At 34.8% G+C, this 21633-nt stretch carries 19 protein-coding genes; 8 read left to right on the top strand and 11 right to left on the bottom strand.

Annotated features, from left to right (window positions below; translation table 11 throughout):
• Positions 1-123: 123 nt before the first annotated feature.
• Positions 124-630 (bottom strand): DUF1566 domain-containing protein, encoded by a 507-nt coding sequence (locus M0Q24_RS09505; protein ID WP_295050098.1) that lies wholly within the window; start codon positions 628-630, stop codon positions 124-126.
• A 100-nt stretch (positions 631-730) separates the two neighbouring features.
• On the opposite strand from M0Q24_RS09505, the gene M0Q24_RS09500 reads away from it, so the two are divergent.
• Both M0Q24_RS09500 and M0Q24_RS09495 read left to right on the top strand, forming a co-directional pair.
• The gene (locus tag M0Q24_RS09500; protein ID WP_295050097.1) at positions 731-1651 is read left to right on the top strand and encodes a VWA domain-containing protein; all 921 of its coding nucleotides are present in this window, start codon (positions 731-733) and stop codon (positions 1649-1651) included.
• Positions 1652-1656: 5 nt separating this feature from the next.
• Positions 1657-3531, top strand: a complete 1875-nt coding sequence (locus tag M0Q24_RS09495; protein WP_295050095.1) for a VWA domain-containing protein — start codon at positions 1657-1659, stop codon at positions 3529-3531.
• Positions 3532-3635: 104 nt separating this feature from the next.
• Here the strand turns inward: M0Q24_RS09495 and M0Q24_RS09490 are convergent, their stop codons facing one another.
• Together M0Q24_RS09490 and thiC are read right to left on the bottom strand one after the other, a co-directional pair.
• Positions 3636-4742: an Mrp/NBP35 family ATP-binding protein gene (locus M0Q24_RS09490; protein WP_295050093.1), complete on the bottom strand. Its 1107-nt coding sequence runs from the start codon at positions 4740-4742 to the stop codon at positions 3636-3638.
• A gap of 161 nt (positions 4743-4903) precedes the next feature.
• On the bottom strand, positions 4904-6307 hold the full coding sequence (gene thiC, locus M0Q24_RS09485; RefSeq protein ID WP_295050091.1) for a phosphomethylpyrimidine synthase ThiC: 1404 nt from the start codon (positions 6305-6307) through the stop codon (positions 4904-4906).
• A gap of 227 nt (positions 6308-6534) precedes the next feature.
• Here thiC and M0Q24_RS09480 point away from each other — a divergent pair, with 227 nt between their 5' ends.
• Genes M0Q24_RS09480 through M0Q24_RS09465 form a run of 4 tightly spaced genes read left to right on the top strand, consistent with a single transcriptional unit; the run spans position 6535 to position 10225 of the window.
• Complete coding sequence (locus M0Q24_RS09480) at positions 6535-7656, top strand: bifunctional 2-C-methyl-D-erythritol 4-phosphate cytidylyltransferase/2-C-methyl-D-erythritol 2,4-cyclodiphosphate synthase (protein WP_295050089.1); 1122 nt, start codon at positions 6535-6537, stop codon at positions 7654-7656.
• Positions 7653-8540, top strand: coding sequence for a response regulator (locus tag M0Q24_RS09475; protein WP_295050087.1), 888 nt, complete (start codon positions 7653-7655; stop codon positions 8538-8540). The genes M0Q24_RS09480 and M0Q24_RS09475 overlap by 4 nt, the downstream gene beginning before the upstream one ends.
• A complete protein-coding gene (locus M0Q24_RS09470) occupies positions 8518-9708 on the top strand; it encodes a sulfate adenylyltransferase (protein ID WP_295050085.1) in 1191 nt (396 codons plus the stop codon). Before M0Q24_RS09475 ends, M0Q24_RS09470 begins: the two co-directional genes overlap by 23 nt.
• Before the next feature lie 10 nt (positions 9709-9718).
• Positions 9719-10225, top strand: a complete 507-nt coding sequence (locus tag M0Q24_RS09465) for a phosphatidylglycerophosphatase A (protein ID WP_295050083.1) — start codon at positions 9719-9721, stop codon at positions 10223-10225.
• An 83-nt stretch (positions 10226-10308) separates the two neighbouring features.
• Here the strand turns inward: M0Q24_RS09465 and M0Q24_RS09460 are convergent, their stop codons facing one another.
• From M0Q24_RS09460 to M0Q24_RS09425, 8 genes are all read right to left on the bottom strand, one after another.
• Entirely contained in the window at positions 10309-10809 is a 501-nt protein-coding gene (locus M0Q24_RS09460) for a hypothetical protein (RefSeq protein WP_295050081.1), read from the bottom strand.
• A gap of 11 nt (positions 10810-10820) precedes the next feature.
• Positions 10821-11576: a hypothetical protein gene (locus tag M0Q24_RS09455; protein WP_295050079.1), complete on the bottom strand. Its 756-nt coding sequence runs from the start codon at positions 11574-11576 to the stop codon at positions 10821-10823.
• A gap of 2 nt (positions 11577-11578) precedes the next feature.
• Positions 11579-12685: a 4Fe-4S binding protein gene (locus tag M0Q24_RS09450; protein WP_295050077.1), complete on the bottom strand. Its 1107-nt coding sequence runs from the start codon at positions 12683-12685 to the stop codon at positions 11579-11581.
• Positions 12686-12689: 4 nt separating this feature from the next.
• Entirely contained in the window at positions 12690-13319 is a 630-nt protein-coding gene (locus M0Q24_RS09445) for a molecular chaperone TorD family protein (protein ID WP_295050075.1), read from the bottom strand.
• 163 nt (positions 13320-13482) lie between these two features.
• Positions 13483-15198, bottom strand: coding sequence for a mechanosensitive ion channel family protein (locus tag M0Q24_RS09440; protein ID WP_295050073.1), 1716 nt, complete (start codon positions 15196-15198; stop codon positions 13483-13485).
• A 118-nt stretch (positions 15199-15316) separates the two neighbouring features.
• Positions 15317-16060 carry a fumarate reductase iron-sulfur subunit gene (locus tag M0Q24_RS09435; RefSeq protein WP_295050072.1) on the bottom strand — a complete coding sequence of 248 codons (744 nt, stop codon included), beginning with the start codon at positions 16058-16060 and terminating at the stop codon, positions 15317-15319.
• Entirely contained in the window at positions 16057-18045 is a 1989-nt protein-coding gene (locus M0Q24_RS09430) for a fumarate reductase flavoprotein subunit (RefSeq protein ID WP_295050070.1), read from the bottom strand. The genes M0Q24_RS09435 and M0Q24_RS09430 overlap by 4 nt, the downstream gene beginning before the upstream one ends.
• A complete protein-coding gene (locus M0Q24_RS09425; protein ID WP_295050068.1) occupies positions 18046-18777 on the bottom strand; it encodes a fumarate reductase cytochrome b subunit in 732 nt (243 codons plus the stop codon).
• Between the two features lie 222 nt (positions 18778-18999).
• Here M0Q24_RS09425 and M0Q24_RS09420 point away from each other — a divergent pair, with 222 nt between their 5' ends.
• Together M0Q24_RS09420 and M0Q24_RS09415 are read left to right on the top strand one after the other, a co-directional pair.
• Positions 19000-19326: a hypothetical protein gene (locus M0Q24_RS09420; RefSeq protein ID WP_295050066.1), complete on the top strand. Its 327-nt coding sequence runs from the start codon at positions 19000-19002 to the stop codon at positions 19324-19326.
• Between the two features lie 114 nt (positions 19327-19440).
• Positions 19441-21363 (top strand): methyl-accepting chemotaxis protein, encoded by a 1923-nt coding sequence (locus M0Q24_RS09415; RefSeq protein WP_295050064.1) that lies wholly within the window; start codon positions 19441-19443, stop codon positions 21361-21363.
• Positions 21364-21633: the final 270 nt, after the last annotated feature.

Genomic DNA, 21633 nt, shown 5'->3' with positions numbered 1-21633 from the left:
TTATCCTCAACTTAGTATCTTTTTCAGCGAAATTGTGTCAAAATACACTAAGTAATTTAGAGATAGAAGGTGGGTTTACACAGTTTATTTTACACTCTCAGCCAAGATCTAAGGTAAACTCTCTTATATTAAGAGATTATAATTACCTCTAACACACCTAATATAACACTTGCCTATTCTAGTGTTATTGTAGGTTTTACCACTTTTAAAATCAATGTTTAAGGCATTCATTGTATCTGAGAGATTTGGTGAAGATGTCCAATAGTGATCACTTGCAACATTTTTAAATCCAACTCTTATAGCTGGATCAAATCTTTTTTCATCTACTATAGATTTTAGTTCTTTTACTCTTGGTAAGTACCAATCATCATACCCTGCAAAAACTAAACTTCGACAATATTGTTTTGCATCTTTACGATTTTTTCTTATAGTTTTAGCATCAAGATTATCTTGCCACATCAAGCCTGTGCTCTTATCCAACACTAATTCTTTTGAATCATCTCTGATTAAAGCTATAGCTACCTTTGGTTTTACTTCTTCTTTTTGAATTTTTGGTGATCTACCTAAATTTATTTCGTAAGAAAAAAGAGCAGTAGTTATTAGTATGATTTGTAGTGGTTTATTTATCATTTTATAAGTCTTTGTATATTTAAGCTATGAAAAGTTGAACTTTTGTATTATATCAGATAATAGACTTATATATAAATAGCGTAGCATAGGGGTGAAGCAGATGTTTGATGGACTTTATTTTCAACACCCATATGTAGCGCTTGTGCTTATACTTTTTATTCTTTGTGCAATTATTTGTAAGATGAAAATACCATCTTTTTATTTCCCCCATATCGCAAAGTTTATGAAATTATCAAGCGGTGGATCTAAGCTTCTACTCTTTTTAAAGTGGCTTAGCCTTGTGATGCTTATAATTTCACTTATGTCTCCTGTAAAAGATGAACCTTATGAGCTAGAACCAAAAAAAGGTTATGAAATAGCTCTGATTCTTGATGCATCAGACTCTATGAAAGAGAAAGGTTTTGATGAAAATAACAGAAATTTAACTCGTTTTGACGCTGTAAAAGAGATAGTATCTGACTTTATTATAAGTAGAAAAAACGACAATATGGGCGTTGTTGTTTTTGGTACATACTCTTTTATAGCATCACCTCTAACTTATGATGCCAAGATCTTAAAAGATGTAGTATCAAATCTATATATCGGAATGGCTGGGCCATTTACCGCCCTTTTTGAGTCATTAGCTCAAGGTGTAAACCTACTCAAATCAGCCAAATCAACAACAAAAATTGCTATTTTACTCACTGATGGATATAACACTCCTGATAGTGAGTTTCCTATTGATATAGCCATTGATTTTGCTAAAAAATATGGTGTAAAAGTTTATCCTATTGGTATAGGAAGACCTCATGAGTACAATCAAAAGATGCTCTCTTACATTGCAAAACAAACAGGAGGAGTCTCCTTTGGGGCAGTAAATGCAAGTGAACTTAGCACTATATATGAAAAGATAAATGAGTTAGAAAAATCAGAGATAGATAATGAAACATTTAGTTTTTTAAGATATTTTTATATTATTCCTCTACTTATCTCATTTTTATCTTTACTCCTTTATATGTTTTTTAGAAATAAAAGAGGGTAACTTTAATGACTTTTTTACATCCTGAATTTTTCTTGCTTTTACTTCCTCCACTTATAATAGTTTACGCATATATATTGATAAAAAAAGAATCACATGAACACTTCTTCTCAAAAGAGATAATGGATAAGTTAAAAATAAACTCTAATTCACTCTCACTAAGAAAAAGAAATTCTCTCTTATTTTTAGCAGGATTACTTATTATAATAGCATCAACAGAACCAGTACTAAAAGAGGGATCTGTAAAGGTCAAGGCAATAGGTGGCGATATCATAATAGCCTTAGATATTTCAGACTCTATGTTGTGCGAGGATCTATATCCAAATAGGCTTGAGTTGGCTAAGAAAAAAGCTCTTGAGCTAATACAAAAAACTACAAAAGATAGAGTAGGAGTGCTAGCTTTTGCAAAAAATAGTTATCTTGTTTCTCCAATTAGTTTTGATAAAAAGACTGTCTCTTTTTTACTCTCAAAACTTGATACATCAAGCATAACTCAAAAAGGTACAGATATACTCACAATGCTAGGTACTGTAGCAGAGATTAAGACTACTGCAGATAAAAAATATCTGTTAATTTTAAGTGATGGCGGAGATGACAGAGATTTTTCGGCTGAGATAAACTTTGCAAAAGAAAAAGGCATCGTAGTTTTTGTTCTAGGCATGGGAACTGAGCTTGGTGCATCTATAAAGAAGCAAGATGGCCCTCTTATAAAATATAACAATGAGATCATAATATCAACACTAAATGAATCTATCTCTAAGCTTGCTACAGAGACCGGCGGTGTATATATTCAAAATACAACATCTTCACAGGATATTGATGTCATGTTTAATGAAATCATAAATAATTCTGAACATAAAGAGTTAAAAAGTCAGGAGATACAAAGGTATGAAGCCCTATTCCACTACCCAATAATACTAGCAATACTTATCTTACTCATTGCTTTTAACTCTGTTGAAAGAATCATTAAGCACAATATCTCAGCATCTATTTTTATATTCTTTTTATTAGTAGTAAACACTTCTCCTGTTATTGGAGATATGTTTGATTTTAAGGAGTTGGCAAAGGCAAAGAGGTTTTACGAAGCAAAAGATTACAATTCCTCTGCAAAAATTTATGAAAAATATGCACAAAAGACTGATAATGCAGAGGCTTATTATAATACTGGAAATTCTTACTACAAACAAAAAGAGTATTTAAAAGCTTTAAGTGCTTACTCATTTGCAAGAGTTCTGGATAAAGAGTTAAAAGCTAAAAAGCTATCCAATATGGGTAATGCTCTTGTGCGCTTAGGTACTATAAATACTCTAGAGCGAGCAGTAAAACATTATGAAGTATCACTAAGGATCAAAGAAGATCTTCATACAAGAGAAAACTTAGAAGCTGTTTTAAAAGTTTTAGAAGAAAATAAAGAAGATGAACAAAAGCAAGATGAAGATATAGAATATAAAGAGCAAAAAACCGATGAAAGTGGTGACGATTCAGATGAAGCGAATGATGAAAACAATAAAAACAAAAACAAAAATTCTAAAAATAAAGATAAGTCAAAAAATAAAAAATCACAAGAGAAGATAAATCCCAATGATAAACAAAAGGAAGATTCTGATGATGCAAAAAATGATGAAGATAATAGTGACAAAAACTCAGATAATGACAATAACAATGATGCAAATCAAGAACAAGCAAAAGAGTTAAAAAATAAAGAAAAAAAAGAAGTTCAAAACAAAGGCGGTGATGCCAAGTCAGATTTAAAATCTAAAAAGATGAGTGATTTAGAAGAAATAAAATGGGTTGAGAAGTTAAACTCTAGGCAAAACACTTATCTCTATAGACTAAACAAAGAAAGAATTGAAAATGATAAAAAAAACGAAAAACCTTGGTAAAGTAAAAAATCATATAGTGGTAACAAATAAGAAGTCTATTTTTATGTAAGATCTAACGACGCATTTGTGCGCCGTTAGTTAAGTGTTTAAAAGATGCGCTAAACTCAAGTTGAGCAAGCGGAAACCCCTGGAGGGGTTGTAGGTTGTACTGATTCATTTGAAGCACCACCAGCTGCATTTACAGCTTCGATTGTAGCCCAAATAGATTCAGCAGCTGTTGCATATCTCTTTGCACTCTCACTAGTTGGATTTACAAAAGTAATAGGTTTACCTTCATCTCCACCAGTTCTGATACTTGATTCGATTGGAATCTCAGCAATTATTTTAGTATCGAACTCATCTGCCATTGGCTGTGATGTTCCTTTACCAAAGATATCATACTCAACACCAGTATCTGGCGCGATAAATCCACTCATATTCTCAACTATTCCAGCTATTGGAATATCAAGTTTTTTAAACATATCTAATGAACGACGAGAATCATCAATAGAGACAGCTTGAGGAGTAGTTACAACAAGTCCTGCAGTCACTGGTACACTTTGAGCAAGAGTTAGTTGTGCATCACCAGTTCCTGGTGGCATATCGATAACTAAACAGTCTAGTTCTGACCAAAGAATATCTCTTAAAAACTGCTCGATTGCCTTCATAATCATAGCACCACGCCACATAAGAGATTGTCCCTCTTCCATAAGTGAACCCATAGACATAACTTCAATGCCATAAGCTTTTATAGGAAGAACTTTGTTTCCATTGATCTCTGGCTTGATATCTGATATACCCATCATACGAGGAATATTTGGACCATAGATGTCAGCATCTAAGAGCCCCACTTTTTTGCCCTGAGCCGCAAGTGCTATAGCAATATTTACAGATGTAGTTGACTTACCAACTCCACCTTTTCCAGAACTCACCATCAAAAAGTTTTTAACTTGTGGAGCTATGTTTTTGCTCTTTGGTTTTGGAGCTTCTGGCATTTTTGGAGCTTTGATGTTACATGTAACATTTGCCACGCCTACAGCTTTTAGCTCTTTAGTTGCATCGTCAGTTATCTGCTTTGCAACTTCAGGTGCACTCGATGTTATCTCTACATTGAAACTAACATCATTGCCCTTAATCTCTATACTATTTACAAAACCAAAAGTCACTATATCCTTAGTAAAACCCGGATACATAACTTTTGATAGTGCTGAATTTACTATTTCATTAGTCATTTTTAAATATTTCCTTTTTATTAATTTGTTACACTATTAGGAAGTGAGGCTGAAGTCTCACTTCCGAAAAGCCCTGATACAACTAACACTTAGCATCAATGTAAGAACTATATCATATCTAAATAAGACAAAAATTGTCCTATATCAATTAACTCTTTTTTTTAAGCCAAAGACTCGGCTTCTTCTCTCTCTTTTGCTTCTCTTTCTTTGTTTTCTCTTGAGATCTGCTCTATAGCTTCTGGATTATCCATAATATTTTGAGTTATTTTGTAAGAACAAAACTTTGGTCCACACATCGAACAAAACTCTGCTTCTTTAAAAACATCTTGCGGAAGTGTTTCATCGTGGTACTCTCTAGCTCTCTCGCTGTCAAGTGCTAACTCAAACTGTCTCTCCCAGTCAAAAGCATATCTAGCGTCACTCATCTCATCATCTATATCTCTAGCTCCCTTGCGACCTCTTGCGATATCTGCCGCATGTGCTGCAATCTTGTAAGCTATGATGCCTTCACGAACATCATTTGCATTTGGAAGACCTAAATGCTCTTTTGGTGTTACATAACAGAGCATACTAGCACCATGCCAACCGCCAACCGCAGCACCAATAGCTGAAGATATATGATCATATCCAGCAGCAATGTCTGTAACTAATGGTCCAAGTATATAAAATGGAGCTTCATGGCAAAGCTCACGTTGAAGCTTCATGTTTCTCTCAATTTGGTTTAGTGGAACATGCCCAGGACCCTCTATCATGATCTGAACATTTTTCTCCCACGCCCGGAGTGTGAGTTCACCTAAAACTTTAAGCTCACCTAGTTGTGCATCATCAGATGCATCTGCTAAACAGCCAGGACGAAGAGAGTCTCCTAAACTAAGTGCTACATCATACTTTGCACAGATATCTAAAATATCATCAAAAGCTGTATAGAAAGGGTTTTCTCTATGGTAGTGCATCATCCATGCAGCCATAAGTGAGCCACCACGACTTACTATTCCCATCTTTCGCTTTGCAATCTTTGGCATAGTCTCTAGCAAAAAACCAGCATGTACTGTAAAGTAGCTCACACCCTGTTTTGCTTGGCGCTCTAAAACTTCAAGCATAACTTCGATGCTGAGATCTTCTATCTTATTTCCTACATCGTGAAGTATTTGATAGATAGGAACTGTACCTATTGGTATCTTTGAAGATGCAATGACTGCTCTTCTTATCTCATCTAAATCTCCTCCAGTTGAGAGATCCATAGCAGTATCAGCTTTGTAGTGTTGCGATACTTGCATTTTTTCAACTTCACCTGCAACATCAGATGCAATAGCAGATGAGCCGATATTTGCATTTATCTTACACTTTACTGCTATTCCTATAGCCATTGGCTCTAAAGATGTGTGATTTACATTTGCAGGGATGATTAGTCGCCCTCTTGCTATCTCACTTCTTACAAGTTCAGGGGATAGGTCTTCTACTTTTGCAACATACTCCATCTCCTCAGTAATTATACCCTTCTTTGCATAATACATCTGAGTTTTTACAGAGTCATTTTGGCGTTTTTTTACCCATGAAGTCCTCATATTTTCTCCTTAATTTTTATACAAATCCTTAAATCATATTATGGAGATGCATCTTTGCAACTTATCTAAAAGAATGTGCAAATATAATCAAATAAAGTTAAAGTAGCATTAAGTTACTAAACAAATAAATCTTCAAAGTTACTCTAGCACTCTAGTTTTAAAAAAAAGAGAAAAAAAAGCTTTGTCTGTGTATAATTTCGTAACACTTTTATATACGAGGAGCATATTTGGCTGATATTACACTTATTTTACTAGCCGCTGGGAGTTCTAGTCGCTTTGATTGCGACGTTAAGAAACAGTGGTTGCGTATTGAGAATGAGCCTTTATGGCAATTTGTCGCTCGTAAGTGTGTAGAAACTAAACTTTTTAGTAAAATAATTATTACCTCTTCAAAAGATGACATCGCCTTTATGAAGTTTTATGACTCATTTACATTTGTAGAGGGTTCTACCACAAGAGGAAAATCTCTTAAAAATGCTCTTAGTGAAGTTAGTAGCGAGTATGTTCTCGTTAGTGATATAGCAAGACCTTGCATAGATGAGAGCTTTTTAAAGTCAATCATATCTCATGCTTTTACCGCAGATTGTGTGGTTCCCTATCTTAGTGTTAATGACACTATTGTTTATGAAGATAAAACCATAGATAGAGAAAAAGTTAAAAGAATCCAAACTCCTCAACTCTCAAAAACTAAAGTCCTAAAATCAGCATTAGATACAGAAATAGAGTACACAGATGAGAGCAGCGCTATAGTTGCCTTTGGTGGGTCAAGAAAATTTATCCACGGCATGGCTGATGCTGATAAAATTACATACGCTAAAGACTTAAAAAAACTTCCATGCCTTACACCTCCATCAAACGACACCTTCGTTGGTACTGGCTTTGATGTTCATGCATTTGAAGATAAAAAAGAGATGCATCTTTGTGGAGTAAAGATTGATTCAGAGTTTGGTTTTAAAGCACATAGTGATGGCGATGTAGCTATTCATGCTCTTATTGATGCACTTCTTGGTGCTAGTGGCATGGGGGATATAGGAGAAATGTTTCCTGATAATAGCGATGAGTACAAAAATATAGACTCTAAAGTGCTTCTTACTAAAGTTTGCACAAAGATAAAAGAGTTTGGTTTTGTTATAATAAATGTAGATATAACTATAGCTGCTCAAACACCGCGCATTGGTAGCTATAAGTTTGCTATGCGTGAGACAATAGCTGCTATTTTAGGATGTGAGAATTCTAGAGTAAACATAAAAGCTACAACAACTGAGCAACTCGGCTTTATAGGTCGAAGTGAAGGCGTTGGAGTTATTGCAAATGCAAATTTAAAATATTTTGATTGGACGAAAATTTGAAGATATTAATTATAGAAAACGAAGTTTATTTAGCACAAAGTATTGCTACAAAGCTAGGCGATTTAGGTCATGTATGTGAACTGTGTACATCTACAAAAGATGCTATAAAGAGTAACAATTATGATGTTGTCCTTCTCTCAACCAACATAAACGGACAAGATTTTAACCCTGTCATAGAGACCTTTAGAAGTGCCATAATTATTCTTATGGTTTCTTATATATCAAATGACACTGTCTCAAAACCACTTAGTGCAGGGGCTAAAGACTATATACTAAAACCCTTTATGATAGAAGAGTTAGTCAGAAAGATAAACCACTATCAAGATTATGAAAAACTAAAAAAGAGAGATGTAGCTTACAAAAAATACCTAACTCACTCTTTTTCAACTCTAACTCATGAGTATGATCATGACTCTATAGAACTACCTATTTTTATCTCTTCTTCATTTCAAAAGCACTCTGATGCTTTTGCTTTTGAACATGCTTATGAAAAAGATCTACCTATTTACTTTATAACTCTGAGTGATCCTAAAGCTATAAGTGAGATAGAGTCACTAAATCAAGATGCAATTCTCTACATAATAGACTATCAAACGCTAAAAAAAGGGGACAAGAAGACTTTTTGTTCTCTTATTGCCAATAAAAAGGCTATAGTCTCTAGTACAGACAAGATAGAAAATGTAGAACACCGCGTCTTAGAGATAAAGAGTGAAAACAACATTTTTGATCAAGGCGATATTTTACCGATAGAAGATTATGTAAAGTATATTGTGCTCAATTATCAGTACAAGTTTCCAGATATAGAATTATCTAAGAAGCTAGGCATCAGCCGTAAAAGTTTATGGGAAAAACGAAAGAAATATGACATCATCAAGAAAAAATAAAACTCTTCTCATAGATGAAGAAGCTGCATCTGCTTTAGAGTTACTAAAAGATGGGTTGTTACTTCCTGCTACTTCTCTAATGGGATCAAAAGAGAGTCAAAGTGTATTAGAAACTGGTCTAATAAATGGAAAAACATTTCCTTTTCCTTTTATCTTAGCTCCATCAGGAAAGAAAAACGCAAAAGTTTTAAAGAGCCTTGAAGTTGGAGAAGAGCTAACTATACTCTTCAAGGATAAACCTTTTGCAACTCTTATAGTAGATGAAGTTTTTCCTATAGATCCAAGTGAGAGGATTAGACACATTTATGGGACTGATGATATTAGCCATCCTGGTGTTGCTGCGACTATAAATAGGCTTGGCACACTTGGAGTTTGTGGAGATTACACTCTTTGCAATGAGTCTTCAAGTAAGATTAAAGAGAGTATAAAAAATGCTCAACTTGCCATAGCAGCAAAGCATACCACATCACTTGTAATGGCTGCAAATCCTCTACATCGCGCTCATGAGAGGCTCATAAGACATAGTCTTGAAGACACAGATCTACTAGTTATATTTTTACTAAAATCATATACAGAGTCAAATTTAGATTATGAAACGAGAAAAGAGACACTTGACTTTTTTATAAACAACTATCTTACAAAAAATCATGTTTTAGTAGTTCCACTAGACAATAGTTATATATTTGGTGGATACAATGAGATCATTATAGACGCAATAGTTGCTAAAAACTATGGAACAGATAGACTCACAATTGGTCGAAATCATGCTGGACTTGGTATGTTTTATGATTGTAATTCAGACAAATCTATTATAGATAAAGTGATTGGAATAGATATAGAGATAAACATAGCGAGCGAATATGTCTACTGTGATAAATGTACTACACTAGTTAGTAAAAACACTTGTCCACATGGGCAACACCACCAAATCTCTTACAACTCAAACTCCATACTAGAACTTTTAGAGTTAGGTCTTTTACCTCCTACTATTTTGGTAAGAAAAGAGATATCAGCTCATATACTCTCAAAACTTTTTCCAAAAAGATTTAAAAATCTAGAAAAACTATACTATGACATCCTTCCAATAGAGGGACTTTTAGAAGAGCGAACAGAGAAAGATTTTTATCTAGAACTTATGAAACTCTACCAAACAACATCACTTACTTAGGATTTTTATTTTGAATTGGTTTTTTTTAACATTGGGATATAGCGGACTCTTCCCAAAAGCACCTGGGACTATGGGAAGCTTTGTAGCTCTGATTTTAGGCATATTAGTACTTATGTTTTTTACAGTAGAGACTCTTTTTTTAGCAACAGTTCTCATTAGTATCATAGCTATCCGAGAGATAAATAAGTATGAAGAGAAAACTAAGATCCATGATGATACGCGCATTGTAATTGATGAGTTAGCAGGAATGTGGTTTGCACTAAGTGTGGCTCCTGCTATGAGTATCTCAATGGGTGAGATAACAAACTTTGAAAATGGTTTTTTGATCCAAGCCCTACTTTCATTTGCACTCTTTAGATATTTTGACATCAAAAAACCATCTATTATCGGTCGCATAGACAGAGAGGTAAAGGGTGGTATTGGAGTTATGGGCGATGATATCATCGCAGGTTTTGCAGCTGGAATATCAAGTGCTATTATATGGCAAGGGTGGTTACAGATTCAAGGTATTATGTAAAAACTATCTCTTTCATCTAAACTCCTCACACCTGCTTCTGCTATTTATTCCACCTCTAGAGAGGATGGAACGAGAAATAAAACCTAAATATTCAAAGGGTCACTTGAGGGTTCTATCTCTTGGAAATCTTCTATAATGTTTGCAAACATCTTCTTAGTCTTGTTAGCTTTTTTAATATAGTCATCAAAAATAGCTTTAGAAGCAGAGAAGGCTTCACCTAGCTCTTTATATATCATGATACGACCATTTATGTGCTTGTCTATCTCAGTAAATGCATCTTTTAGATACTCTTTTCTTGTTGTATGTCTAAATAGAGCTCTAACCATTTTCGTGCGCTCTTTTATAGGTATGGACTCATCTATGGCCTCTGCAATTCTCTTGATATCTAATCTTGAGAGATAGATTCCGCTAATGGCTGGGGATAAGAGTTTTGAAGTTAATGCATCTACAAACTGTGGAACTGGCTCTTCATCTTCCTTATCACCTGCATCTTGGTCGTTCAATTTTTCATCATCTAGTGAGCAGTTATCACTTACAAACTTATCAAACTCTGCACGAAGATCGCTAAAATCATCTTTTTTCATCTAATTTTTCCTTATTTTATAGTTTTATAAACTTGGGATGCTAGTTTTTCTATCATATCATCATAACTTGTGTAGCTGGCATCTAGTTCTTTTGCTCTTTTTTTAAGAGCTGAGAACTCTTTTGTATTTTTCATATCAAACGACTCTTTTGGTAACTTCTCTATCATACTTAAAGAGTCAAATATTGAGAAATCAAGTAGAGCATCATACTCTGCTAGATCTAGATTCATTTGGCTAGTTATTCTATTTATATCTGCATCTTTTATCTCTAGTTCTTTGGTAAAATTCATCAAGTTCTCAAGATTTTCATCAAAATAACTAATATCAAACCCGCAAGAGAGATATGAAAAAGCTTTAGCATGTGAAGATGTCCCAATCATCGCAATTTTTGAGACTCTTAGATCTTTTAGGTGCTCAACTAAAACTCTAATGCTAAAGATATCTCCCCGCAAGCATTCAACCTCTCTAAAAACTATGTCACACATTCCAGTTTTTTTAACAAGAGATGATGCCTCATCTAGTAGATCTAGTATCTCTTGTACATATTCGTTTGATATTACTGCTCCACTTACCTCTGACTTTTTCATATTTGAGAGAGTAAAGTATAGATCATCTTCGCGGATATTCATCGGTATCATCATCACATCATCACTATTTGCTTTAAACATCTTGTTTATAACTGCACTAAACCTACTCACTCCAGCATGCTCGCCTATGAAACCAAATAGTTTAGTCTTTTTGCTTATCGTATTTGCACTGTTCATCATAACTACATATCCTCACTTATGCCCCAAAGTTCGCGAGCCTCTTCTTCTTCTGCCTTACATCTATAACACATCTTCTCATCAGAATTTGTACTAAAGATGATGTTACACTCATCACATCTTCGTACATTAAAAGATACAAGATTTTGCACAGCTGGCTCAAAAAATTCTTTTACTTTATATGTGCCACTAAGAGTGATAGCGTTAGGCGCACAAACATCATGGCAAACACTACACTTTATGCAAAGCAGTGGATCAAAATCTATCTTAGAATTTTTTATGTCCGAGCTAAGTGCTCCTGTTGGACAGACTCTATAACACATTTGACAAGCTGTACAACTATCCTCATCAAGGAGTTTTTGCGAAGTAAAACTTAACTCATTTGCATCTATAACATGGTAAGTAGATGGTTTTTCTACTCTCTTTATAGAGCTATAAAGCAGTTTTCTTCTATGTGTGATTCTTTTTTTTCTAAGAAGTTCTATATCTTCTTTTTGCAAGGTATGCTCAACTAACTCATCAGTAGCTTTTTTAACTTCACCCTCAAATGAATGTTTCGCTTTTGCAACATTACCAAGTGTAATGGAGCTAAAAAACTCTCTTCTGTTACTTAGTTTTTCTAGCTCTTTTGCTTCATAGCATAGATCTTTAAGACTAATTTTAGCCTCACTCTCCATAGCCCCTAAAACATAAGAAGCCTCTTCATAGTTTTTAATTATCTGAAGTTTACATTTGTGAGCAATTGCACAATTGTCGCAATGCCCTAGATCTAGCACAATCTCTTTTTTTAAAACTGCAAGTGAGATCATATACTCAACACTCAAAGCTGCAATACAAGGAACATTCTTAGCACAAGAAATAAGGTTTTCCTCGCCATCTATAAACTCAAAGAAAAACTCACTAGCACTAAAGTTATCTAAAGATAGTGCTTCACTCGGACATATCGCATCACAAGCACCACAACCAACACATGCTGAGAAGTTTATGGATGGTAGTGGATTGTTTGCTACTACTATTGCATCAGTTGGACAGATTAGCTCGCACTTGTTGCACTGACTCTCTCTTGCAAGAGAGCGGACACACTTGCTAGCACTAAGAGAGATTAATGACATTTGCTTATATCATCTCTCTTTGTTTTATCTCATCTACTAAGTACTCATGATCACTTAGTAAAAATTCTAGTGCCATCTCTGCAGCATCATAATAGAGCGGAGTTCTTGCCTCATACTTCATATTTATAAGATAGAGTGGTGCCCATTTTACTAGGTGCTTTTGTAAAAACTCTAACTCTACTGCTCTTATCTCTGCCACTGAGATCATTTCACCATCTTCTAGTGCTTTTGATTCTGCCTGACATAGATGATGCATAAATTCAAACTCTATTCCTATATGATCTGATGAAACTGTTCTAGAAGCTTCGTAGTCAACCATAAAGTTGTAAGCGCTATACATATCAGTCACAGGATTAGCACCTCCAGTTTCTATCATCTGATCATCTCTTACATAAAAAGACTCATAAGGTATGAGATGAAGAATAGAGAGGTTTACAAAGTCAGGGTTTATATACTCAGCTAAGAGTTTCTCTTCTGAAATCTCATTTAGTGGTTCCCACTCTTTAAGTGTTGGAAAAAAATCTAAAACATTTTTATCTTTTTTTATCATTTTTAGCATCTCAACATCTAACTCTTGCATTAATATACGAGAGAGAAGTGCATAGATATTTACTCTAGATTTTGTTTGTTGCATTATTATAACCTTATATTATTTTATAGACTAAAACGAACTTGTCCGTTTCAGTGGCAGGGACAGATTGTCCCTTGCAACCCTCTAAAGCTACGAAAAACTCGTTTTTCGAGATTAATAAGGTTTTTAAAAGTGATGATTTTATCACGAAAGTCTGAAACTATCATTAGCTAGGTTGATTAGACTCATGATAGAGACTCATCGATGGAAATGCAAATTCTAATGAATTTTGCTCTAAAATCTGCATAATTTTAAATAAAACATCTTCTTTTACTTCAAGCCACTCATCCCAAACTACACTCTTTGAAAAACAGTATACCAGTATATTTATGCTAGAGGGTGCAAACTCATCAAGATAAACAAGTAGTGTCTTTTTTATACCTATCTCATCTTCTCTTGAGACAAGCTTTGAACTTCTAGTTGACTCATAGTTAAACTCTGTATTTACCGTAGCAATTTGTGGATGTTCTTCTAACATTTTTCGAATCTGTGCTACTGCATTTTTCAAATCTTCGCTCTTAGAGTCATACTTAACACCAACACTCATCTTTATCCTACGACCAAGTGAGCGTTTGTTCCAGTTTTTGACCTCTTTATTTGTAAGTATAGAGTTTGGAATAGCGATGATAGCATTATCAAAAGTTCTTAGCGTTGTAACTCTTAGACCAATCTCAACTACAGTTCCTTCTAAGCCATTTACAACGATCCAATCCCCTTGAGAGAAAACATCACTAAAGAGGATAGAGAGAGTTCCAAAAAAGTTAGCTAAAGAGTCTTTAGATGCAAGTGCAACTGCCAAACCACCGATGCCAAGACCTGAGAGGATTGCAGTTAGATCTGCACCAGCGAGATAGAGAACTATAAGTAAACCAATAACCATAATAATAAAGTTGATTATCTTAATACCAACATTTATAACTTCTCTTTTGATTTTTTTATCAACTGCTTGGATCTCATGTATCTTTATAAAGGCAATGTTGTTTACTACCTTATAAATCATAAACGTTAGCAAGATCGCATAAGAGATTTTAAAGAGCTCATTTAAAATACCGACGCCCGAAAAGTCATAATAGATAAAGATTAAAACCTCTATCCCTAAGAGGATCATCACAATCTCCATAGGTTTTCTGATACTTTTTAAAATATCTTGAGAGTATTTTTTCAAAGAGTGTATCTCAACTATAAAGGACTCTATTTTTATGTAGATATATGTGCGAAGAATATACATCAAAATTGAGACAACTATCATAAACAAAATCTTTACAACACTAAAACCATATGGCTCTATAATAGAGTTCACTTTTTGTGCAATGCTTGTATTATTTATAGAGATAACTGGATTTATGAGATTAAATTTTGAGTACTTATTTAACCTATACATCTTTTTTTCAAACATTGATAAGTACTTTAAGACATCAGCATTTATCTCTATAAGTGCATAATAATCTTTGATGTTTTGTTGAGCTTGTTTTAAGATTGCTGAGTCTTGATTTAGGGCTAAAATATCAAAATAATCAACACTAGTAAGTTCTGCATTGTACTCTTGATTTTTTGCAAACATTTCACTCATATAAGTTTGATACTCCACAAACTCCATATCATCTAAGGCTCTTAGGATGCTTTTTATCATATCACTTTGAGCATCTAAAAGTTTGTAAGACTTCACTAAGACCTCATCTCGTACTACAGCATAGTTATTTCCTAGACGCTTATTTAACTTGATAACTTTTTCTAATGCAAAGATTTCAGCATTAAAATTTTTATAGCTATTTATAAACTCTTCTTTATCTGTCAAAAACTCATCTAGTTTTTTTGAGTAAAGATTTTTTTGCTCTTGTGCAATGAGCATAATTTTCTCTTGAGTAGTATTGCTTTCATTCATCTGATGAATTAGACTAATTTGTTTAGAAAGAAAAGGCATCTGCGCAAATTTTGATTCTACAGCTAAAAGTGGCAGTGTTAAGATTACAAATATAATTAATTTTTTGATAAGTGACTCCTTAATTTTTCATAGATGTTTTTAACATCATTCTCCTAAGATAGGCTATCTTACTTTGAAGTGGTAGATCTTTTGGACAAACATCTTGACATCCCAAAAGTGTCATACAACCAAAAACACCATCTTCATCTCCGATAAGCTCATAATACTCTTCATCACTTCTTTTATCTCGTGGATCTAAATGATAACGTGCTATCTTGTTAAGCCCAACTGCACCAGTAAATGACGGTCTCATCTGAATAGTTCCACATCCAGCAACGCAACATCCACACTCAACACAACGATCAATCTCATAGATCTCATCAGCTAACTCAGGCTCCATACGCTCTTCAAGTTTGTCAAAGTTCATCTCGTTCTCTTTGTCATGTATCCAAGTCTCTAGATGCTCATTTAAGTTACGCATCCACTTTCCTGTGTGGATAGATAGATCTCCTATGAGCTCAAAAAGGGGAAGCGGTGCTAGAGTTATATGTTCATCAAGCTTAGCAGTAAGAGTTCGACAAGCCAGAGTTGGTCGCCCATTTACAAGCATTGCACAACTTCCACAAATACCAGCACGACAGACAAAGTCAAACTTCAAAGAGTTATCATGATGTTCTCTTATCTCATTTAAAACTATATAAAGCGTCATACCATCAGCTTCCTCAACTTCAAAAGTTTCCATCTCTGGAAAATCTTCTGGATCATTTGGATCAAACCGCAAGATGCTAATCTTTAAGAGTCGCTCTTTTTTCTCAAGACTCATATGTTTTCTCCAAATCTTTCATTTATCTCTCTATACTTCTTAGGTAGTTTATCCATAAAAGGCATGATTGCATCTTGAATAGCAAATCTATCTAAGCCCTCACCTTCTAGTTTTGATGTAATATTTTGCACTTTTTGCTCTCTAAGAGCTGTCATTGGATGATGTTTTGTCAAATCTTTGCCATAACCGCGAAATCCAGGAGCCATCTCCATAGTCTCAATATTTATCTGCTCATAACTCACACTCGGCATAGTCTGCTGTGGATCTGGCCATGAGGTGATAGTTCTCTTTAACCAATTTTCATCATCACGTGCTGGGAAATCTTCTCTTGAATGAGCACCTCTACTCTCTTGTCTTAGATATGCTCCAAGAGCGCAAGTCAGTGCCACTTTTATCATCTTTTGAGTTCTGTAAGCATTTACAAGAGCAGGATTTGCAGCTCGACTCTTTGATCGAAAGACTTCTATGTTTTTACTTCTAAGAAGAAGTTCTTCCAATTCATCCACTGCTTCTTTAAGCTCGATTCCATTTCTAAAGATCCCAACTTTTTCCATCATTATCTCTTCCATACGGCGACGAAGAACATAAGCGTCTTCTCCATTTTCATGGCTTAAAAGTTTGTCTAATTTCTCTTGTTCAGCTTGAACAAATGATTTTATCTTAGCACTATGAATCGTCATATCACTCTCTTTTGAGTCTAAAAAATCACTTATATACTCAGCTACCAACATCCCAGCTACAACGGTCTCACTAACAGAGTTTCCGCCAAGTCTGTTAAATCCGTGCAGATCCCAACAAGCTGCTTCTCCACAAGAATAAAGACCTTTCATAGTTTGAGATTCGCCTGTATATTTTGTTCTGATACCACCCATTGAGTAGTGTTGAGTTGGACGAACTGGGATCCAATCAACCGCTGGATCTATCCCTAAAAAGTTCTCACAGATCTCTTTTACTTCACGCAAATTTTTCTCAATATGCTCACGTCCAAGTATAGTGATATCAAGCCAAAGGTGATCTCCATATTTTGATTTTACGCCTTTGCCAGCTCTTATATGTTCAGTCATTCTTCTACTTACTACATCACGAGATGCAAGCTCTTTCTTCTCAGGTTCATAGTCTGGCATAAATCTATATCCATCTTTATCCAACAAAAGTCCACCATCTCCACGACAGCCCTCAGTTGTGAGTATTCCAACGGGAACTATTGCAGTTGGATGAAACTGAATTGCTTCCATATTTCCTAAAGTTGCAACTCCACTCTCTAACGCAATAGCTTGACCAATTCCTTGACAGATGATGGCATTTGTTGAGACACTATAGATGCGACCATATCCACCAGTTGCGATAGTTGTAGCTTTTGAGACATAGGCTACTAACTCGCCACTCATCAGGTTTCTTGCAACTGCACCATAACATTTTTGATTTTCATGTATAAGTGAAATTGCTTCAAGCCTCTCATGGATCTCAACATCTTGCTCATGAGCCTTGTTATCCATCGCGTAAAGCATTGAGTGACCAGTTCCATCAGAGGTATAGCAAGTTCGCCACTTTTTAGTTCCTCCAAAATCCCTAGCTGTTATAAGTCCGTGAGCCTCATCTTTTTCAGTGATGTTCACTTTTTTAGCATTTATGATAGCCTCTCTAGTTCCTCTATGAACTCTACTCCATGGAACTCCCCAATGTGCAAGCTCTCTTATCGCTTTTGGAGCACAGTGAGTAAACATACGAGCTACATCTTGATCAGCTCCCCAATCGCTCCCCTTTATGGTGTCTGAGAAGTGAACATCTTCATTGTCGCCCTCTCCCATCTTAGAGTTTGCCAAACTTGCTTGCATACCGCCTTGCGCTGCTGCAGAGTGAGATCTTTTTGGAGAAACAAGAGATAAAACAATAGCATCGTGACCTCTCTCTTTGACTCCCGTAGCCACTCTCAAACCTGCCAAACCACCGCCAATGATCAAAACATCTGTATATATAACTTTCATCTAGTGGACCTTCATATTTATAGTTGTAGATTGGTATCTTGTATCTGCTTGTAAGTCATTGGTGTAAGCTATGTATATGTATTTTGCAAGACTAAGTGAGCCTATTATTATGTAAAGAGCAATAAAAGCTTTCATCAAAAACTTAAATCTTCTTCTTGATGTTTTTGTGTTTTTACCCTCCATAAAGCCCCATTTTAGAGCTAGTCTATAGAGTCCTATAAAAGCGTGAGAAACAACTGATAAAAGAAGCAAAAAGTATAACGGTGCCATGTTTTGATTCACTACTCTAAAAGCAGATGCAAATGGTCCTATATTTTGTGGTTCTGCCATCATTGTATAAAGATGTACAGATCCGATAAAAAGCATAATAAAGCCACTAAGTATTTGAACGATCCACAAATGTGTATCCTCATGCTTAAAGCTAGTTATATGGTTTTTCATAAGCTTATGTTGTTTGTAATTGTTTGGAAATTTTTTAAGAGCAACGGCCGCATGAACTATAAATATCACAAAAATAGCCCCAGCAAAAAAAGAGATAATGCCTGGATATCTCTCTCCAAAAAAGTAGTAACCCTCAAACATGATAGTCACTCTATACATCATCTCATTACTAATTAATATGGAAGACTCAAAAAGTATATGTCCCATTATAAAAACACCCAAAATAAGTCCAGTAGCACTTTGCAATAGATCTAGTCTAGCTGGCATCTTATCTATCTTTTTACTCTTCATTTAGTCTCCAAAAATATCTTTTGATATAGTTTTGTAATTCTACTATAATAATCTTTTTTAAAAAAGTTATTGACTTAGAGCAACCACTTTTCTTTATAACTTATGTTAAAATGATTTTTTCAAGGAGTCATCATCACTTACACTATCATTCACACCATACATATTTTTTCGGTTTTTATCTATGGAGGTTTTTTATTTGTAGATATTCTTTTTTTATCTAAGATGCCTCAAACATTAAGCTCTGATGAGCATACAAAAGCTAGAGAATCTATCATGATTCATGTAAGAAAAGTTGTTCCAAAAGCTCTTATAGTTGCAGTTATAACTGGACTTTATATGTTTTTTGTAGTCTTTGGAGAGATACAAGATACTGGACCTTCATACTTTCAAGTTCTTCTAGGCATAAAAGCTACTTTAGGACTTTGGTTAGGTTTAAGAGGTGTAAATCAAGTCTTTTTCGGGATCCAACCTTGGGTATTTACAAGTCATCTTTTTCCTTTTACTTTAGTAGTTATTATCATATTATTATCACAACTAATGTATCTTTAAAATACTCATTTAATCACAAATTTATAATAAATACCTCTTTTTAACTTTTGTTTTATAAATATTTCTTATTTTTTAGCTAGAATGTAAGAACGATATAAAACATAAGGTCTGCACATGTTTTCAAATATAAGTATCCAAAAAAAGATGAACTTTTTCGTGTTGTTGGTGAGCATGTCTGTTTTAGCAGCTACTATTTTTATTTTTTGGGCTATGAGCCATATAGAATCAAAATATGAACACCTTCATAAAAACTCAATGTTAGGAGCCTTACACACTCTAGAAATTGAAAAAAACCTAAACTATATAAGTAGAACAACAAGAGACATTATGCTCGGTGGCGACTATGAGCATGATATGAAAAAGCTCTCAGAGTCCATACAGAGTATAGAAAAACATTTCTCGTCATTAGAGTCTATGATGAAAGATGATGACTCTTTAGTGATGGTCAAAGATGCAAAAACTTCTACAATGCTCTTTTTAAACAACTCTAACAAAATGATGGAATCACTTAGTAGCAATGATATAAAAAACAACAAAGTCGGCATATATGCAAAATATAAAAACGACTTAACACCCTTTGCGAACGCGTCAAGAGACTCATTTAAAAAGCTTGTTAAACATAAAAAAGAAGAGCTTACTAAGGATTCCAATTCTCTTGAAGATGAGTTAACTTTTTATAAGTTTTTCTCACTTGCAGGTGGTCTGCTTTTAGCTTTTGTAGTATTTATCTTGGCTCTTAGTATTAGAAAGTCCATCACAAGTGGTATTTCAGACTTTATCACTCTTATAACTCACGCTGCAAAAGGTGACTTCTCACACAAAGACAGTACAAAGTATAACAAAGAGACAGAGCTTGGTATCTTAGGAGCAGAACTCTCAACTCTCATAGGTCACATAAAAAAACTTATAAGAGAAACACACACAACTATAACCGAGGCTTCAAAAGGAGTCTTCACTCATAAAATATCCTCAGCAGATATGCAAGGAGAGTTTGTAGAAGCCCTAAAAAGTGTTGAGACAAGTATAGAATTTATGAAAGAACAGAGCCAAAAGGCGGCAAGAGATACTTTCAACTCAAAGCTAAGTGCAAAAAGTATAAATGTCTCAGAGTCTCTCTCGCTAATCATCAGCAATCTAAGAGAAAATATTGGTAATTTAAAAGAAGTCACAAAAGCCACAAAATCAGCTTCAAATCTTGCAATAAACTCTAGAGAAAACATCAACGAAATTGTCAACGAGCTAGTAGATTTAAGCGAGCAAGTAAGCGTCTCAAACCATAGTATAAGTGACCTAGCAAATCAAACAAATGATATCACTTCTATTATAGAACTTATAACAGACATAGCAGATCAAACAAACCTCCTTGCTCTAAATGCTGCCATAGAAGCAGCGCGTGCAGGTGAACATGGGCGAGGTTTTGCAGTAGTTGCTGATGAAGTTAGACAATTAGCGGAGAGAACTCACAAAGCTACAGGAGAGATCTCAGCTTCCATCAAGTCGCTACAACAAGAGATGAACGAGATCCAAGAGAGTTCTACTAAGATGAAAAGCACAGTTGAGTTCTCAGCATCAAAGATAAATGAATTTGAGGGAACTCTAGTTGAACTTAGCGATACTTCAAGCCAGATCGTTGACTACTCTTATGGGATGGAAAATTCTATATTTGTTGTTCTTGCAAAACTTGATCACATACTCTACAAGTCTCGTGCATACAACTCTGTTATGTCGCTAGATAGACTTCTAAACAACCAAACTCCGCATGATTGTAGTCTTGGGCAATGGTATGATAATGAGGGTAAAAAAAGATTCGCAACTACTTCAACATTTGCAAAGATCTCAAATCCTCACGCTACAGTTCACAACAGTGCAAATACAAACTTAGACTTCATAGACGCAGATGCCAAAGTCACAACGCTAAATAATGCAGACAACATCATTAAAAACTTCGACAACATGGAAGATGCATCAAACAAACTCTTTGAGCTGCTAGATGCAATGCTTGTGGAATCTAAGGGGATTAAGACACAAGAGTCTTAGTCTCTTTTTAGCAAATGAGGTTTCAACCTAGTAAATAAACTCCAAAACCACACAGAGCAAAGTTCTCTCTCTAGCTCCAATGCTCCGCGTTGGAGTATATATATCTTTGTGCAGTTCTTATATCTATGCATTCCCACGCAGAGGAGACTGTGAAAGAACTTCTTCTTTGCAGTCTCATTTTTCTAAATAAATAAGACAATTATTTCTAAATCTGTATATGATATTTTTTTTGAAAATAAAGATCGTATATTGCATATTATTGGTGATATA

This window comes from Sulfurimonas sp. (assembly GCF_023228785.1).
Taxonomy (GTDB): domain Bacteria; phylum Campylobacterota; class Campylobacteria; order Campylobacterales; family Sulfurimonadaceae; genus Sulfurimonas.
Note: the sequence above shows the minus strand (reverse complement) of the source record. Positions and strands in the feature narration are given on the sequence as shown.

What these genes read in the sequence shown, in the direction of transcription:
- M0Q24_RS09505 (WP_295050098.1), bottom strand. Translation starts at nt 630, where the DNA reads ATGATAAATAAACCACTACAAATCATACTAATAACTACTGCTCTTTTT.
- M0Q24_RS09500 (WP_295050097.1), top strand. Translation starts at nt 731, where the DNA reads ATGTTTGATGGACTTTATTTTCAACACCCATATGTAGCGCTTGTGCTT.
- M0Q24_RS09495 (WP_295050095.1), top strand. Translation starts at nt 1,657, where the DNA reads ATGACTTTTTTACATCCTGAATTTTTCTTGCTTTTACTTCCTCCACTT.
- M0Q24_RS09490 (WP_295050093.1), bottom strand. Translation starts at nt 4,742, where the DNA reads ATGACTAATGAAATAGTAAATTCAGCACTATCAAAAGTTATGTATCCG.
- thiC (WP_295050091.1), bottom strand. Translation starts at nt 6,307, where the DNA reads ATGAGGACTTCATGGGTAAAAAAACGCCAAAATGACTCTGTAAAAACT.
- M0Q24_RS09470 (WP_295050085.1), top strand. Translation starts at nt 8,518, where the DNA reads ATGACATCATCAAGAAAAAATAAAACTCTTCTCATAGATGAAGAAGCT.
- M0Q24_RS09460 (WP_295050081.1), bottom strand. Translation starts at nt 10,809, where the DNA reads ATGAAAAAAGATGATTTTAGCGATCTTCGTGCAGAGTTTGATAAGTTT.
- M0Q24_RS09455 (WP_295050079.1), bottom strand. Translation starts at nt 11,576, where the DNA reads ATGATGAACAGTGCAAATACGATAAGCAAAAAGACTAAACTATTTGGT.
- M0Q24_RS09450 (WP_295050077.1), bottom strand. Translation starts at nt 12,685, where the DNA reads ATGTCATTAATCTCTCTTAGTGCTAGCAAGTGTGTCCGCTCTCTTGCA.
- M0Q24_RS09445 (WP_295050075.1), bottom strand. Translation starts at nt 13,319, where the DNA reads ATGCAACAAACAAAATCTAGAGTAAATATCTATGCACTTCTCTCTCGT.
- M0Q24_RS09440 (WP_295050073.1), bottom strand. Translation starts at nt 15,198, where the DNA reads ATGAATGAAAGCAATACTACTCAAGAGAAAATTATGCTCATTGCACAA.
- M0Q24_RS09435 (WP_295050072.1), bottom strand. Translation starts at nt 16,060, where the DNA reads ATGAGTCTTGAGAAAAAAGAGCGACTCTTAAAGATTAGCATCTTGCGG.
- M0Q24_RS09430 (WP_295050070.1), bottom strand. Translation starts at nt 18,045, where the DNA reads ATGAAAGTTATATATACAGATGTTTTGATCATTGGCGGTGGTTTGGCA.
- M0Q24_RS09425 (WP_295050068.1), bottom strand. Translation starts at nt 18,777, where the DNA reads ATGAAGAGTAAAAAGATAGATAAGATGCCAGCTAGACTAGATCTATTG.
- M0Q24_RS09420 (WP_295050066.1), top strand. Translation starts at nt 19,000, where the DNA reads ATGCCTCAAACATTAAGCTCTGATGAGCATACAAAAGCTAGAGAATCT.
- M0Q24_RS09415 (WP_295050064.1), top strand. Translation starts at nt 19,441, where the DNA reads ATGTTTTCAAATATAAGTATCCAAAAAAAGATGAACTTTTTCGTGTTG.